Raw genomic sequence first — 15629 nt, 5'->3', positions numbered from 1 at the left:
GAGCTACTCCGCTGGCAACACGGTGTCGAACAGCACAGGCAGCTCCCGCACCCCACGCAGTACCGCCCCCTGCGGCCCAGGCTGCGCAGGATCCGCCAGCCTCAGCCCCGGCAAACGGGCCAACAGGGCTCCCAACGACACCTCGATTTCCGCGCGCGCCAGGTGCGAGCCGAGGCAGAAATGGGGCCCGCCACCAAAGGTGACCGATTTGTGGTGCGCACCTCGGTCGAGCTGGAACGTGTCGGCATCTGCAAACACCGCCGGGTCGCGATTGGCCGTGGCATTGCCGTACAACAGGGGTGAGTTGGCGGGGATGGTGACACCCGCCACTACAACCTCCCGCTCGGTGTAGCGCGGCTGCAGGCAGACCGCCCCATACAGCCGCAAACCCTCGTCCACCGCCGCCGCGTGCAGCGCCGGCTCGGCCCGCAACTGCTGACGCAGGGTGTCGTCCCGCAAAACCGCCCACAGCAGGCTGCCCAGCGACAAGTACGTGGTGTCTGCGCCGGCCGGGAAAATGAGCCGCACGAAAGAAAAAATCTCTTCGTCCGAGAGCTGTTTGCCCTCCACCACGGCTGTCGCCAACAGCGACAGAAGATCCTCGCGGGGATCGGCACGACGTTGCCGTACGATGGGAGCGAGGTACGCGGTGATAGCAGCGCGTGCCTCCAGCGCCAGCTCGGGGTTCCAGGGGAACTGGAACAGACCCTGCAACCACTGGTGAAGCTCGGGCTCATCTGCCACCGGAATGCCCAGCAGGCCGGTAATTACCTTGAAGGGGTAGCGGTGGGTATAGGCCGCCACCAGGTCCACACCGGTCTGGCCTGTCAGACCATCGATCAGCTCATCCGCCAGTGGCCGCAGCAGCGTACTGATGCTGCGCCGTATGGCGCCCGGGTGAAACGCGCCGGATACCAGCAGGCGGTTAACGCGGTGTTCGTCACCCTCCATACAGAGCAGCGTCTTGCCCTGGGCGGGTTCGGAATGCCTGCGGTAAGCTGGGCCGGCGGGCACGCCCGCCTCGTTGCGATAAAGCGCGGACACGTCATCGTGACGCAGAATAATCCAGGCGGTTTCACCCAGGTATTTGACCGGCACCACGCGCTGGCCGGAATCGCGCAGCTCGGCCATGCGCGAGTGAAAATCGGGCAGCGGATCAATCGCAAAGTCGATTTCCGGGAAGAACCAATCACTGGCGGATGTGCGGGTGGCGGTGCTCATGTTCTTATGCTCTTCTGGCCTCATCAGGGCCTATCATGCACCGCCTAGAACGGAATGTCGTCATCCGTCGGGCCAGGGTCACCGGCCTGATAGGGCATGCCCGCATAGTCGTCCTGAGCCTGTGCGGGCGCGCCGGCGGCGCTGATCTTCCAGCCCTGCAGGTTATTGAAGTAGCGGCCGTTGTACTCACGCCCGCGGATATCAAAGGTGACCGTCACTTCCTGGCCGGGCTGCAACCCCTCAAGCAGGCCGATCTTGTCCTGCACGAATTCCAGGCTGATGTCCTGGGGATATTTCCCGTCCTCAACCGTCACCACCATTTCACGCTTGGTAAAGCCGCTGTTGAAGGTTTGGGGTTCCTGGATGAGTTTGATCTTGCCGGTGAGGTCATAGGCCACGCGAGTGCTTCTCCTTGAGTCGGGTTATGCGACCAGTCTAGTGCGGCACGCGCCGGAAGTGTAGGGTGCGAGCCGAATTGATGGCGAGAGGCTCGCGACGAGCGCTGACGGGGCCCGGCGGCTAATCGGGAAAAACGAGACTCCGCAAGCGCTTGCGGTCAATCTTGCTGGTTCCGGATTGTGTGCGTGGAAACCTGTCGACCAGGGCAAAGCGCACCTCACCCCATTGCGAGAATTCCTGCCCTACGTGTTCGAGACGATCCTCGCCGGGCAGTTCGGGAGCCTCCATCGCAATCACCGCCTCGGGCTCGCCGGTGGCCGTCATCCCGGCGAACAGGCACACGTAGTCAACCTGCAGGACGTCCTGAAGGTTGGCCTCAATGGGTGCGACAGCCAATTTTTGTCCGCCGAGATTCACCACGTCCGCCGCGCGGCCCAGGATACGAAAAGCGCCGTCCTCGCGTTGCAGGGCGAGGTCACCGGGATAAAAGTAACCCTTGCTGAATGCCAATCTGCTCGCGTCTGCGTCGTCCAGGTAGCCATCGGCATCCAGCTCGGTAAGCTTGATACGCAATCGCCCCTCCTCGTTGAGCGCGCTCACCTGACCCTGCTCGTTCTCCACCTCAACCACGCGAGCACCCGTGGACTTCATCCAGCTGAGGTGCGCCGGCAGCGAGTAATCATGGAACAACACGCCCAGACCGACCTCGGTGCATCCATAAGAATTGACCAGATCGAAATACTGGCTCAGCACGGCGGTGGCCTTCGCTGAGACAAAGCCGCCACTCATCGAGAAAACGGGGCGAGCACCCCTGCGGGGCGGCAGGCTGCGCAAGCTCGCGCATTCACTCAGCTTCAGGGCCAGGTCCGGTAGTAGCGTTGCCCGTGTCACGCCACTGGAGACAAAGGACTCTGCCCAGTCGCTGCGCTGATCAAGAATTGCGGTACCTCCGACTGACCACACGGAAGAGGGTGCCTTGTAGCCATTGCCTGTCCACAAGCCAAAGCCCAGCGCGTGATATCGGGTTGAGCTGTCATACGCCTGGAAATCACATCGCTCACGGTCGGCCTCCCGTTGCGTACGGGCTGGCACCAGCACCTTTTTGTACTTCCCTGTCGTCCCCGAGGTGTAAAGAATATGCCCGCATGCATGCACATCTTCCGCCAACGCAGGCACCTCGAAGTCCTGTATATCGTCGAACACAGGCCGGCCCATGGCGTAAACGGGGGGGAGATCCTCCGCTGCCTGCAGATTTTCCTCCGCGGCACTGACAACAATGGCCCGCAAGTTCCTGACCTCGAGAGCAACCAGCACATCCAGCGATCCAACGCAGATAGTGGTATACCCCCGCGCCTGGAGCGCTAGCGTCGCCACCCAGCAGTGTGCGAGGTTGTGTATCTTGATTGCCACGGTGCCCGAGGGCGGTGATAGGTGTAGTGGCAGCTCCGCGGAGGCCCGGGCAATCGCACCGGCAAACGCACGATAGGATATCGTGCGGTCGTTGTGCACCATGGCAGGTGCCGCCGGTGTCCGTGCGGCGAAGCTGAAGATGTATTGGGCGATAATCATGCGTGTTCTCTGGCAACAACAAACGTGCATAATCATGACGTTACCACACCCTGCAGGCGCGAACGCGCAGGGTTTGAAGCCTGACCAACGTGTCATTGATCTCTGTCAGGCACGTACCGATGAACGCAAACCGCACCGGCAACTGACATCAATCGGGGAAAAGCAAACCTCTCAGCCGTTTGCGGTCAATCTTGCTGGTACCGGATTGCGTGCGTGGAAATCTGTCGACCAGGGCAAAGCGCACCTCACCCCACTGCGAGAATTCCCGTCCCACATGGTCGAGCCGCTCCTGGTCGGGCTGCTCAGCGGTCTCCATCGCTATCACCGCCTCGGGCTCACCGGCCGCATTGACGCCCGCAAACAAGCAAACATAATCGACCTGAAGCAGGTTTTGCAGGTTTGCCTCGATTGGCGCAACAGCGATTTTTTGTCCGCCGAGGTTGAGGACATCAGCAACGCGGCCAAGGATTCGAATCCTGCCATCATCACGCTGTATCGCCGTGTCACCGGGGTAAAAATAGCCAGCGCGAAACACGGCATGGGTGGTGTCTGAATCGCCCAGATACCCTGCGGCATCCAGCTCCGTCAACTTGATACGCAAGCTGCCCACCTCATTGGCCGCACAGGGCTCATGTAACTCATTCACCACTTCCACCTCTCGCGCTCCCTGCAATGTGAACCAGCCTCCAGGAGGGGGCGCGTCCAGCTCTTCAAACAGAACTCCCACATTCACCTCGGTGCAGCCATAAATACTCCGCAGACGAAAAACCCGGGCGAGCTTTGCCGTCACCCTGGCCGACGTGAACCCCCCGCCCACTGAGACCGTGGGCCGGGGGGCGCACTGCCCAACCGCGTCTTGCAAGGCTTCACTCTGGCTGAGGATCGTGGCCTGATCCGGGAGCAGGGTCGCATGAGTGAAGCGGCTGGCGATAAATTTTTCCGGCCAGCCAGTGCGCTGTTCAAAAATCACCGTGCCGCCGACAGACCACACAGCAGGCGGCATCTTGAAACCAATGGCGGTCCACAAGCCGAAGCCGAGCATATGGTATTTCGTCGAGCTGTCGAATGCCTGATGGTGACTACGCTCCCGGTCAGACTCACACTGCGTGGCGGCGGGTTTGAATACTTTTTTATACTTACCCGTTGTGCCCGATGTATAGAGGATATGCCCGCAGTCATCCGTCGTTTCTGCGAGCGCAGGCACGTCGAGCCGTTGCACTTCCTCGTATACGGGCTTGTCCATGGCATAAACCCGGGCTGCATCCTGCACTTCCGGCACACGTCCCTCTACCGCACTGACCACGATGGCACAGAGGTTTTCAACCTCGAGTGAGGCGAGCCCCTCACGTGATGCAGCGCAGATCGTCGTGTAACCAAGCGCCTGCAAGGCAAGGGTTGCCACCCAACAGTCCGCAAGATCATCTATTGTGATTCCCACCGTGGCGGGTCGAGGGGGAAGATGCGGTACAAGCTCCCGCGATGCATGGGCGATAGCGCCAGCAAACGCACGGTAGGAGATCGCGCGCCCGTTGTGAATGACGGCCAGAGACCCGGGGGCCCGCGAGGCAAAATCGGCAATGTACTCTGCGATGAACATGCGGTGCGCCTGCAACGCCGTGTGAGTAGCTGGTGAGACATACTACACCGCCGCGTGGCCAGCAGCCGAAAACGCTGCTAGTTTGAAGTGAGATAAAAACCCACGCTGGAGACCCCTAAAGATGCCCGCCGCAGAACTGCACGATTTTGCGCATGAAGACCTGACCGGCAATGCGCTGCACAATGCATTGCGTGACGCTCGCGAGCGCGGCCCGGTGCAACCCGCGCTGTTCGGCGGGCAGCCCGCCTTTCTCATCTGCAGCCACCAGTCACTGGCGGAAGCCTTCCGCGACAACGCCCGCTTTCCGCCCGCGGATGCCTACCGCATCACGATAGAGCCCGTACAAGGGGTCACCTTCCAGACCATGGAAGGCGACCAGCACCGACTCTACCGGCGTCTCGCCACACCCGCATTCCAGTCGCGCGTGGTGGAAGCGATGGAACAGGAAGGACTGGCCCGCATAGCCCACGAGCTGATTGACCGGTTGGGCGCGCGGCGCAGCGCCGACTTCGCCCACGAATTCACACACCGCGTGGCGTTTGCCGTGATCAGCCGTATGCTTGGCATTCCCACCAATCGAGAAGATGTTTTTCGCGACTGGGCCGTGGGTTTCCTCGAGTTTCCGCGCGACCCCGCGCACTCGCGGCAATGCGCAGATGAGATCACGCAATACCTGCTGCCCATTCTGGCAGAACGGCGGCAGGAACCCCGCGACGACATTCTTTCCGGGCTCGTGGCGGCTGAAGTGGATGAGCGCAGGCTCACCGACGAGGAAGTTCTCGCGCACATCCGCCTGCTGTTCAGCGCCGGCGCCTCCACTACCACAGACGCGTTGGGCAACCTGATATACACGCTGCTGGCAGAACCCGAACGCTGGCAGGCATTGTTGGCAGAGCCCGCGCTTCGCGCCGGCGCCATTGAGGAACTGCTGCGCTGGGAGACACCGGTAGCCGTATTGCCGCGGCTGTCAGCGCCGCATGCCATTGAGTTCCACGGGACAGAAATCCCCCCCGCCACCTTTTGTCTTTTTGCCATTGCCGCAGCCAACCGCGACCCCAGCGTATTCGAGCAACCAGAGGTGTTCGACCTGCACCGCGACAGCAGCAAGAAGCTGCTCAGCTTTGGCCCCGGGCCGAGACTTTGTCCGGGCATGCACCTGGCGCGACGCCAGCTCGCCGTCGCCCTGGATGTGATACTGGAGCGCTTGCCCGGCTTGCAGTTACGGGAGCGGGAGGCCGCCAGCCCGCGCGGGGCGATTCTGCGTGGGCCGGCTCGTTTGCCCGTAGGGTGGTAAACGCGGGCACACGAGGGCCCGCAGCGCGCTGGCGAATGAGCCACGTCAGGCAGGCAGGTGTGGGTCGTCCTCATCCAGCCGGTGATACTCTCCCGGCTCGTCCAGCTCGGCGATCATCGCCTCCAGCGCCGCGGCGTGCCGCTCTTCCTCAGCGGCGAAGCCCGCCGCCACGCGCCGGGTTTCCGCGTCCAGACTGGCGTTTGCTGCCTCCCGGTAATAGGCCGCTGCATCGCGCTCTTTGCCGAGAGCAAGGTGCATGGCCTCGCCGAGGCTCATGCGATAGTGCAGCGCTTCATAGCTGGCGCTCTCGGGTGCCTCAGGACCGGGCCAGGTGTAGTCCCAGGGCTGCAGCTGCGGCAGTGCCTGGTCGGCAGCGAGTTCTGCCACCTCTTCCAGATGTTGCTCGGCTTCGCGCGCCATACGCTGGAAGAACGCGGCGGCATCGCCATTGTGGTGTGCGGCCAGCGATTCCGACAATTCCAGGTAGCGCTCCCGGGCCTCGCTCTCAAGGGCCAGCGAGTGCGCGAGAAACAATGCCAGCTCGTTATGCAACATCATTACGCTCCAAAGGCCGCAGCCAGGTCCGTCAGCGCCTCGCTCTCATCTTTCGAAAGGTGCGACAGGGGTGGCCAGGTCGCACGCGCTTCGCGGTAGAGCACGCCAGTCGCAAACCCATCGTCCGCCAGAAACAAACGCGCCGCCTGCTCCGCGCTATCCACCGGAGGTTCGCTGCGCTCGTGCACGATGGCCTTCCAGTCGGTCTGCTCCGGACAGAAAGTGATGCACTGCGAAAGCACATGAATAAAACTGAAGCCTTCGAACGCAATCGCCTCTGCGATCAGCTTCGCCATCTGGTTGGGGTTGCCGGAATAGCCGCGGGCGATCCACGGCGCCCCCGCCGCCAGGGCAATTGCCGCCGGCTTGAAGGGCCGCACACCCGGCCCATGGGGGGTGAGCTTGCTGTGACTCCAGTCGCAAGGGGTGGTCGGCGAAGCCTGCCCCTTGGTCATGCCATAGACCTCATTATCCATGGCTATGTACACCAGGTTGACGTTGCGCCGGCAGGCGTGCAGGAAGTGATTGCCACCGATTGAAAAGCCATCCCCATCACCGCCCAGGGCGATAACGGTGAGTTCCGGCCTCGCCACCTTCAAGCCCTGTGCAACCGCAAGACCGCGCCCGTGCACCCCGTGGAAGCCATAGGTATCCACATAGGCCGGCAGGCGCGAGGAGCAGCCGATTCCCGAAACCAGGACACTGTTGTCCTTGTCGATAGCGAGGGCTGCCATGGCCTTGGTGATGGCGTTAAGTACAGAAAAATGGCCGCAACCGGGGCACCAGATCGGCTTCACCGCCGATTTGAAACTCTTCGGGGTTACCGCGATAGGCTCATTCATGTGACCTGCCTTGCACCGACCACTTCGGCGATCGTTTCGGGGTTGAGTGGCACAGGGCCTGGAATCGCCAGGCTTTCCAGCGGCAGATTCAGGCGACCTTTCAGGTAATGATAGAGCTGCGCACCGTGATTCTGTTCCACCACCACCACGCGTGAACAACCCGCAAGAGCGCGCTCGAGCCCCGCCAAGGGCAGCGGTGCAAGCAGTCGCAAAGCGACAGTACGCACCGACGTACCCCGCTCTGCAAGCCGCGCGGCGGCTTCGTCTGCGGCGGCGCTGGCGGAGCCGAAGCTCACCAGGGCCGTATCGCCCGTGCCACCGCAGCGGCCCCAATCCTCGCCGAAATCGAATGTTTCCAGCTTGCGGCGGCGTTTGTCGAGCTGCTCGTGATGGTCCGATGCGCGTGCCGACGGCGTGCCACGTTCGTTGTGCTCCAGGCCATCTGCGGTGTAGCGGGCATCAGCATCCCCCGGGTGGGCAAGCGTGGAAACACCGCTTGCTGTAAGCCGGTACCTCAGGTATTCGTTGCTCGGAGGTGCTGTTGTCTCGCCAGGCGAGAATGCTAACGGCAGCCTCGGCGGCGCAACCACGGCTGTGGACTGGCCGAGAAACTGGTCCGACAGGACGATGGCGGGAACCTGCAGGGCCTGCGCGAGCTGCACCGCCCAGCCGGTGGCGAATGCACAGTCAGGTATGTCGAGCGCGGCCAATACCAGATGGGGGGCATCGCCGTGCAGGCCGTACAATGCGATATCGAGATCAGACTGCTCCGACTTGGTGGGAATACCCGTAGACGGGCCGCCCCGCATGACGTTGAGAAGCGTTAACGGTGTTTCACTGGCGACTGCCAGGCCAATGCTTTCACTCATAAGGGCCAGGCCGGGGCCAGAGGTGGCGGTAAACGCCGGCACACCGCCAAACGCCGCTCCAATGGTCATATTGATCGCTGCCAGCTCATCCTCCGCCTGCACCAAATGACCGCCCACAGCCTCCAGGCCACCGGCCAACCACTCCAGAGCGTCGGAAGCCGGCGTAATCGGGTAGGCGGCGGCAAAACGGACCCCGGCTGACAGCGCGCCGAAACCCGCCGCCTGGTTGCCCGTAATGCACCAGGCGCCACTGGCGTCGCGGGAAGGCAAGGGCAAATCAATGTTCGCGGGCTCGGCATAACCCGCCTCAATGCAGGCCCTGGCGCCCTCACGATACGCTTCGGGCTTTTTTGCCAGCCTGGTGAGCGCCTGCTCCAGCAGAGCGCTCTGGGGCAGCTGCAACGCACGTCCCAACAAGCCAGCAGCCACCATATTCACGCGGCCTTCGGGGTGACTGCGGCTGGCGAGCTGCGCGAATGCGAGCTGAATCACAGGCAAGCCTCTCAGGGAGGCAGGAATACGTTCACTGTCCTCACAGACCACCACCGTGTTCGGACCCGCAACGATCTCATCCTGAAAACGCTCGAAGTTCGCCCAGTCCAGGGCCACGATGATGTCGTAATGAGCCGCCGCGGTGTACACCTCATGACGGGTAAACTTGAGTAGCGCAGCAGCCTCCCCACCGCGAATCTGGGGGCCGAAAGCCTTGCGCAAAAGTCCCCGGCCACCACAGTGCGCCCAGGCCTTGAGCAACAACTCGCCACAGGAAATGACCCCGGCACCGCCCGCGCCGGTAATGGCTATCGACAATTGCGTGTCACCCATCTTTTACGAGCCGGTACTGAGCGCGATCTTCAGCACACCATCGCGCTGATGGGAAAACAGGTCGTAAGCCGCCACGATATCGTCAAGCGCGTAGCGATGGGTCACCATGGGCTTCAGGTCCAGCCTGCTGGACTGAATGACACTCATCAGGCGCCGCATTCTCTCCTTGCCGCCAGGGCACAGGCTGGTCACGATCCGGTGATCGCCCAGGCCCGCTGCGAAAGCTCCCAGCGGGATGCTGAGGTCGGATGAATACACGCCGAGGCTGGACAAGGTCCCGCCAGGTTTCAGCACCCGAAGCGCTGACTCGAAAGTCTGCTGTGTGCCCAGTGCTTCAATGGCGGCATCGACACCGCGCCCCCCGGTAATCTTGAAGATCTCATCAATCACGTCCACCTTGCGGAAATCCAGCGTGATATCAGCGCCCATCTGCCGGGACATCGCCAGGCGCTCGTCAATGCCATCAACCGCGATAATCAGCCCGGCACCCTTCAGCCGGGCGCCGGCGGTCGCACACAGGCCGATGGGGCCCTGCGCAAACACCACCACGATGTCGCCGATGTTGATACCGGCAGACTCGGCGCCGGCAAAGCCGGTGGACATGATGTCCGGGCACATCAGCACTTCTTCGTCGCTGAGTCCGTCCGGTACCGGCGCCAGATTGGCCTGGGCATCGGGCACCAGAATATACTCCGCCTGGGCACCGTCGATGGTATTGCCGAAGCGCCAACCACCCATGGATTTGTAACCGTGGGCGTGGTGGCCGCCATCCTGCGATGGGCAACCATCCTGGCAGGCGTAGGAGGTGTAACTCGGGCAAATTGCACCGGCGATGACCCGCTGGCCTTCGCGGTAGCCCTGCACATTCTTCCCGAGCTTCTCGATAACGCCCACCGGTTCGTGCCCGACCGTCAGCCCGCTCTCTACCGGGTACTCCCCTTTGAGGATGTGCACGTCAGTGCCACAAATGGTGGTCGTCGTAACCCGCATCAGGGCATCGTTGTCACCGATATCCGGTATGGGCTTGTCCTGAATCTCGATCCTGCCCGGCTCCACGAACACTGCCGCTTTCATCTTTGCCATCGCTGCCTACTCCCGATTGCCAGTACATTCAAGCTAGCAAGCACACACCAAAGCAGCAAACAGGTAAGTCCTTTCCATTGATGCAGATCAGGCAGGACTGAGAAGCCGCAGCGATGCACCCTTCCACGCGTCACTCACCGAAGTGACACGCCATCTGTGGTGTAAACTAGTTGAATGCCCTTTATAAGTGAGGATTTCCTGGACGTGAGCACCTTTACCTCAAGCAGGTTGCCCAGGCTCGCTGTTGTTCTCGCTCTATGGTGCTCAATAGCAGGTGCTGCTTCACCCTCTGAGAAGATGGTTTTCAACGTTCTCAGTCGCGACGAGGGGCTGTCTCAAGTCACCGTAAATGACATTTTTCAGGACTCCCGGGGATTTGTCTGGTTTGCCACCGAAAATGGCCTCAATCGCTATGACGGTCGCACCCTGCTGCAGTTCCACGCCGACCCCGCGGATCAAAGCACAATCGCCCATGATTTCGTCTGGTCAATCGCCGAAGATGGTCACGGCGATCTGTGGATGGCAACAGAAGGAGGCGGGTTGGTTCAGTGGCAACGCGCTACGGAAACCTTCAAGAACATTGTGGTGCCTGGAGAGGATCTGGACCCGAGGAAACGATTCGCTCGCCAGGTGATGATCGACCACATTGGCTCGCTGTGGGTTGGCACGCGCGGAGCCGGGCTGCTTCGGTTCGATGAGCAGGGACAATTCACACATCGCTACCCCTTGGGCAATGAGCAGCAATCACCCGCAGAAGACGACGTCATTTACGCACTGCTGGAGGTATCGGCGGGTACACTTCTGGTGGGGGCCACTAGCGGCCTTTACACGTTTAAGGTCGAAACCGGAACGTTTGAAAGATTCCCGTGGAGCTACAGCGACGTATCCACCCTGTATCTCGATCGAACGGGCATTCTCTGGATTGGCACGCTGGAACAGGGCCTGGTACGGCACAACCTCGAGACCGGAGAAGCCCTCGCTTTCAACGCGAACTCAGTGGGGCCCGCCGGGCTGGGCAACAATGAAATCCGCGATGTGCTGGAAGATACCGAGGGCAGAATCTGGGTTGCGACACACGACGGATTGCACCTGTTCCTGGGAGAGGATCAGGGCTTCCGAATCTATCGCCACAATGACCGGGATCGATTCAGCCTGTCCGACGACCATGTCATGTCTTTGCACCAAAGCGAGGACGGGGTGTTGTGGGTAGGCACCCGTCTGGGCGGTGTAAATCGGTGGAATCCCGATAGCTGGACCCTGGGCGCTATCACTCCCCCCATACTGGAAAACACAGCGGTACTGTCATTCGAGGATGCCGGAGAAGGCAGAATCTGGGTTGGTGCTTTTACAACGGCGCTGCTGCAACTGGATACCCGTGGCAACGTCGTTGCAGAATTTGATCGCGAAAGTGGTTACGTCGACCGGGGTGACGCACCGGTATCGGCACTTTTGAGGGACAGTGAAAATCGCTTATGGATTGGCACAATGGGAGAGGGCCTGCAGATGTATCTGCCGGGCCAGAACCAGTTGCACGTAATGCGCCATGACCCCACAAATGACGAGAGCCTGAGTGCAGACGGCATTATGAGTTTGTACGAGGATAGCCAGCATCGCATTTGGGCCGGCACGTTTGGCGGCGGCCTGTCTTTGATCGACCCCGGGACATTAACCGCGACACGCTATGTTCCGGGCACGCGGATTAGCGCAATCCGTGAAGATACCGCCGGTGCTCTGTGGTTGGGGACGGATGGTGAAGGCCTGATCCGCCTGGAACCCGGATCGGGTTCCGTGCACAGTTTTCGGCATTCGCTGGAGACCGCGGGAAGCCTTGGTTCTGACCTGATCTTTTCTCTTCATATTTCGCAGGACAGGTCGCTGTGGATAGGCACCTCCGGCGCGGGGCTGGCTCGGCTACGCGATACAGAAGAATGGAATCAGGACCCGTCCTTTGATCACCTGGGCACAGCAGACGGTTTAACCAATAATGTGATCTACGGCATTTTGGAGGACTCGGCGAGACAACTCTGGCTGAGTTCCAATCGGGGACTGATGCGCTTCAACCCGCAATCGGACAGCATTCGCTATTTCCCTCGCGCCCTTGGCCTGCAAAACGAAGAGTTCAATTTCGGCGCTTTCCACGAAAGTCGTGACGGGCAGTTCCTGTTTGGCGGAACGGGCGGCTACAACGCGTTTGACCCTATGGAGTTCGGTGATCTCGATCAGGGGCCAAGGATTGCGCTCACGGAAATTGGGGTGGCCAATAAACCGCTTCACGCGGTCGCGATGCTGGCGGACGCCGGGGGACTCGCGCTTGATTACAACGAGAATGCAATCACGTTCGAGTATGCGGCGCTCGACTTTCTGGCGCCGGAAAACAATCTATATTCGGTAAAGCTCCAGGGATTCGATCAAGATTGGACACAGCCCAGCAAGCGCACGCGCAGTACCTATACCAATCTTGACGCAGGCCGTTACGTATTCCAGATACGTGCCGCCAACGGTTACGGCGCGTGGAGCAACAGTCCACTTGAGATTGGCGTAACGATTAACGCAGCACCCTGGGCAACGCCGCAGGCCTATTTCGCCTACTGCATACTCATCGGTGCGGTGTTATACGGCTTTTTCCGCTGGCGTTTGCGGGTTATCGAACGCGAGGCCCGCATCCGACAGCTGGCATTTTATGATCGCCGCACCGGCTTGCCCAATCTGGACCTGTTTACACAGCGAACCGCAGCAGCCTTGAGCGAAGCCAGCGACGATCAACGTTCACTGGTTGTCATTACACTCCGACTCAAGACCTTCGCCAGGTTACGAAATATCCTCGGCCTGGGTTCGGTGGATGAACTGTTGAGCACTGTAGTGCCACGTCTGACACAGCAAATGTTTGGCGCCGGGCAAGCGACCACAACCTGTGATCTGGCGCGTATAAGCGAGACCGAGCTAGCAGCTTATGTTCTGTTGGACGACCCGAAAAGCGAAGCCGCGATCTGGGCAAACAGGTTATGCAAAGCGATCTCCACCCCTGTTTATCATGATGGTCGCCAACTGCACGTTTCGGTGTTTGCAGGTATCGCCACCTTTCCACAGGACGGGAACACTGCCATCAAACTGATAGAGTCCGCCAGTACGGCTGCTCAGGATAACGATGTCGGGCAAGCGGAGAACTTTGCATTTTACGATCGCAGCATGACCAGGCGTGCTATCGATCTACTCAGTTTGGAGAGCGACCTGCGCCAGGCCATTCGCGAGAACTCGCTGGAAGTGTATTTGCAGGGCAAATTTGATTGCGGCGGGGTGCTCGTTGGCACGGAGGCACTCTGTCGATGGATGCACCCTGAGCGTGGCGCCATTTCACCCGGCATTTTTGTGCCCCTTGCGGAAGAGTCCGACCTCATCCTGGAGCTGGATGAATGGGTGATTGAGCAGGTCTGGCGTCGCTTGCATCACTGGCAGGCGAAGTACACAAATGTGTTCAGCATCGCCGTCAACGTGTCGGCGGATACCTTCGTAACGGGCCGCATTTTCGCCGTTCTGGAAAGACTCAGGGACCGCTATCCCCTCGAACCTTCGCTGCTGGAAATTGAAATCACCGAATCGGTTCTAGCCAGCGATCTGGAGAAAGTGACCCTGGCACTGCGGCGCATCAAGGATTTGGGCCACATGCTATCCCTCGATGACTTCGGCACCGGTTACTCGTCATTGACGTATTTGCAGCGCTTTCCCATCGACAAACTTAAAATCGACCAGGCATTCATACGGGATATCGAGACAAAGCGTGATCAACAGGCCCTGTGTAGTGCGATTATCGCTTTGGCACAAAGCCTGAACTTGCAAACTATCGCCGAGGGCGTCGAGAGTCAGACGCAGCAGGATTTGCTGGTGTCGCTCGGCTGTGACCGACTGCAAGGCTTTCACCTTCACCGGCCGGAGTCGATCGCTGACTTTGAACGGCGCTTTTTCAAATCAGACGGATAAATCACGCCTGCTGGTTGCTGCACCTGCCAATTTGCTCATGCATTTCTTCGTCTACGGGTCTGACGATATCAGTCTTTGAAAATCCACAGGTACTGCAGAATCTACGTAAGCGCCAATTGAACCACAGGATATGCAGTGGCCAGGACTTGTGGCAGGGGTAGCTCGCGCAGTTCTACCTTATTTTGTGTGGCGAGATTTCCACCACGTTGCCTCTCGCTACGTCTTTGATCGGCGAGAGCAAGTGCGGGGAGATGTTCCAGCGTTGTCCGTTATCCGTCACCACGGTCACCGTCTTGCGGTTGAACTTCATGAGGGTGCCGGTCAGGCGGCCACCTTGTGGGGACTCGAAGCTGACCCGGGCGCCGGGGTGGAACTGCATCATGGACTGGTGTGCCTGCAGTGATTCCAGCATCTTCAAGCGTTCAACAATTCGGTGGTTGAGTGCCACCAACTCATCGGCACTCAAGTGATCAATCTCGATGCTCATGCTGTTCTCCGATGCCACGGTAGCAGCGCCTCAATGGCCTCCACGGTGTCGGCCCGGGGCAGTTGTTCGTAGACCTGGCGCAGGTAGGCGTAAGGCTCGAGGCCATTGGCTTTCGCCGTCTCGATCAGTGAATACAGGTTGGCGCTGGCGTTCACGCCCGCCACCGAGTCACTGAACATCCAGTTTTTGCGACCTGTAACGAACGGCCGGATCGCGTTCTCGGCCAGGTTGTTGTCGATCTCCAGCCGACCGTCTTCCAGGTAGACTACCAGCTTGTCCCACTCGTTGTGCAGATACTGCAAGGCCTTTCCCGTGGCACTCCCTGGCGGGACCTGTGGCAGGCTCTGGTCCAGCCATTGCCGCAGCTGTTGCAGTACAGGCGCAGCCCTCTCCTGCCGCAGCTCACGACGCTGTTCCGGCGGCAGCTGCCGAGCCTCCGTTTCCACCCGGTACAGCTTCTGGATATAGGCCAGGCCCTGGTGGGCCTTGCCGGTTTTCCCGCGCTTGCCCTGGGCTTTCACTGCCTCACTGAACCGGCGCCGAGCGTGAGCCATGCAGCCAACGTGGGTGAGCTGCTGCGCGGCCACCACGGCGTTATACCCATTGTAGCCGTCCGTCTGCAGATAACCCTTGAAGCCCGCCAGCAGGCGCAGTGGCACGGCCTGGCCGCGGCCCGGATCGTAGCCGTACAACACCACCGGCTGACCCGGTGGCCCGCCGCGCTGCAACCACAGATACGATTTGGACTGGGCAGCCTTGCCCGATTCCTTGAGTACCTGCACCGTGGTCTCGTCCATCTGGATCAGATCATGGGCCAGAAGCTGGTCCCGCAACAGGTTGATCAGGGGCTGTACCAACTGACCCGCCCGGATCATCCAGTTCGCCAGCGTGGCGCGGGGGATGTTGACGCCGA

General features: G+C 60.5%; 12 protein-coding genes. 2 read left to right on the top strand and 10 right to left on the bottom strand.

Annotated elements, in window-relative coordinates:
* Window positions 1–3 precede the first annotated feature (3 nt).
* From G533_RS0113010 to G533_RS0112995, 4 genes are all read right to left on the bottom strand, one after another.
* Entirely contained in the window at window positions 4–1221 is a 1218-nt protein-coding gene (locus G533_RS0113010; protein ID WP_027950328.1) for a cytochrome P450, read from the bottom strand.
* 44 nt (window positions 1222–1265) lie between these two features.
* Window positions 1266–1619 carry a DUF3127 domain-containing protein gene (locus G533_RS0113005; protein WP_027950327.1) on the bottom strand — a complete coding sequence of 118 codons (354 nt, stop codon included), beginning with the start codon at window positions 1617–1619 and terminating at the stop codon, window positions 1266–1268.
* Between the two features lie 121 nt (window positions 1620–1740).
* Complete coding sequence (locus G533_RS0113000; protein WP_027950326.1) at window positions 1741–3189, bottom strand: AMP-binding protein; 1449 nt, start codon at window positions 3187–3189, stop codon at window positions 1741–1743.
* A 148-nt stretch (window positions 3190–3337) separates the two neighbouring features.
* Window positions 3338–4786 (bottom strand): AMP-binding protein, encoded by a 1449-nt coding sequence (locus G533_RS0112995; RefSeq protein ID WP_027950325.1) that lies wholly within the window; start codon window positions 4784–4786, stop codon window positions 3338–3340.
* Window positions 4787–4907: 121 nt separating this feature from the next.
* On the opposite strand from G533_RS0112995, the gene G533_RS0112990 reads away from it, so the two are divergent.
* Window positions 4908–6080 carry a cytochrome P450 gene (locus G533_RS0112990; RefSeq protein WP_027950324.1) on the top strand — a complete coding sequence of 391 codons (1173 nt, stop codon included), beginning with the start codon at window positions 4908–4910 and terminating at the stop codon, window positions 6078–6080.
* Between the two features lie 45 nt (window positions 6081–6125).
* On the opposite strand, the gene G533_RS21975 is transcribed toward G533_RS0112990, so the two are convergent.
* The 4 genes from G533_RS21975 to G533_RS0112970 are packed head-to-tail and all read right to left on the bottom strand — an operon-like array spanning window position 6126 to window position 10254.
* Entirely contained in the window at window positions 6126–6638 is a 513-nt protein-coding gene (locus tag G533_RS21975; RefSeq protein ID WP_240472436.1) for a ferritin family protein, read from the bottom strand.
* Window positions 6638–7477, bottom strand: a complete 840-nt coding sequence (locus tag G533_RS0112980; protein WP_027950323.1) for a thiamine pyrophosphate-dependent enzyme — start codon at window positions 7475–7477, stop codon at window positions 6638–6640. The genes G533_RS21975 and G533_RS0112980 overlap by 1 nt, the downstream gene beginning before the upstream one ends.
* A complete protein-coding gene (locus G533_RS0112975) occupies window positions 7474–9171 on the bottom strand; it encodes a 2-oxoacid:acceptor oxidoreductase subunit alpha (protein ID WP_027950322.1) in 1698 nt (565 codons plus the stop codon). Before G533_RS0112975 ends, G533_RS0112980 begins: the two co-directional genes overlap by 4 nt.
* A gap of 3 nt (window positions 9172–9174) precedes the next feature.
* Window positions 9175–10254, bottom strand: a complete 1080-nt coding sequence (locus G533_RS0112970; RefSeq protein WP_027950321.1) for an NAD(P)-dependent alcohol dehydrogenase — start codon at window positions 10252–10254, stop codon at window positions 9175–9177.
* A 204-nt stretch (window positions 10255–10458) separates the two neighbouring features.
* Here G533_RS0112970 and G533_RS0112965 point away from each other — a divergent pair, with 204 nt between their 5' ends.
* Window positions 10459–14229 carry an EAL domain-containing protein gene (locus tag G533_RS0112965; protein ID WP_158413419.1) on the top strand — a complete coding sequence of 1257 codons (3771 nt, stop codon included), beginning with the start codon at window positions 10459–10461 and terminating at the stop codon, window positions 14227–14229.
* Window positions 14230–14401: 172 nt separating this feature from the next.
* On the opposite strand, the gene G533_RS0112960 is transcribed toward G533_RS0112965, so the two are convergent.
* Both G533_RS0112960 and tnpC read right to left on the bottom strand, forming a co-directional pair.
* Entirely contained in the window at window positions 14402–14716 is a 315-nt protein-coding gene (locus tag G533_RS0112960) for a hypothetical protein (protein WP_027950319.1), read from the bottom strand.
* The coding region (gene tnpC / locus G533_RS0112955; RefSeq protein ID WP_027950318.1) for an IS66 family transposase at window positions 14713–15629 on the bottom strand (917 nt) is incomplete at its 5' end. The genes G533_RS0112960 and tnpC, both read right to left, overlap by 4 nt.

Source organism: Haliea salexigens DSM 19537, from assembly GCF_000423125.1.
Taxonomy (GTDB): Bacteria; Pseudomonadota; Gammaproteobacteria; order Pseudomonadales; family Halieaceae; genus Haliea; species Haliea salexigens.
This window is presented reverse-complemented; position numbering and strand designations above follow the sequence as displayed.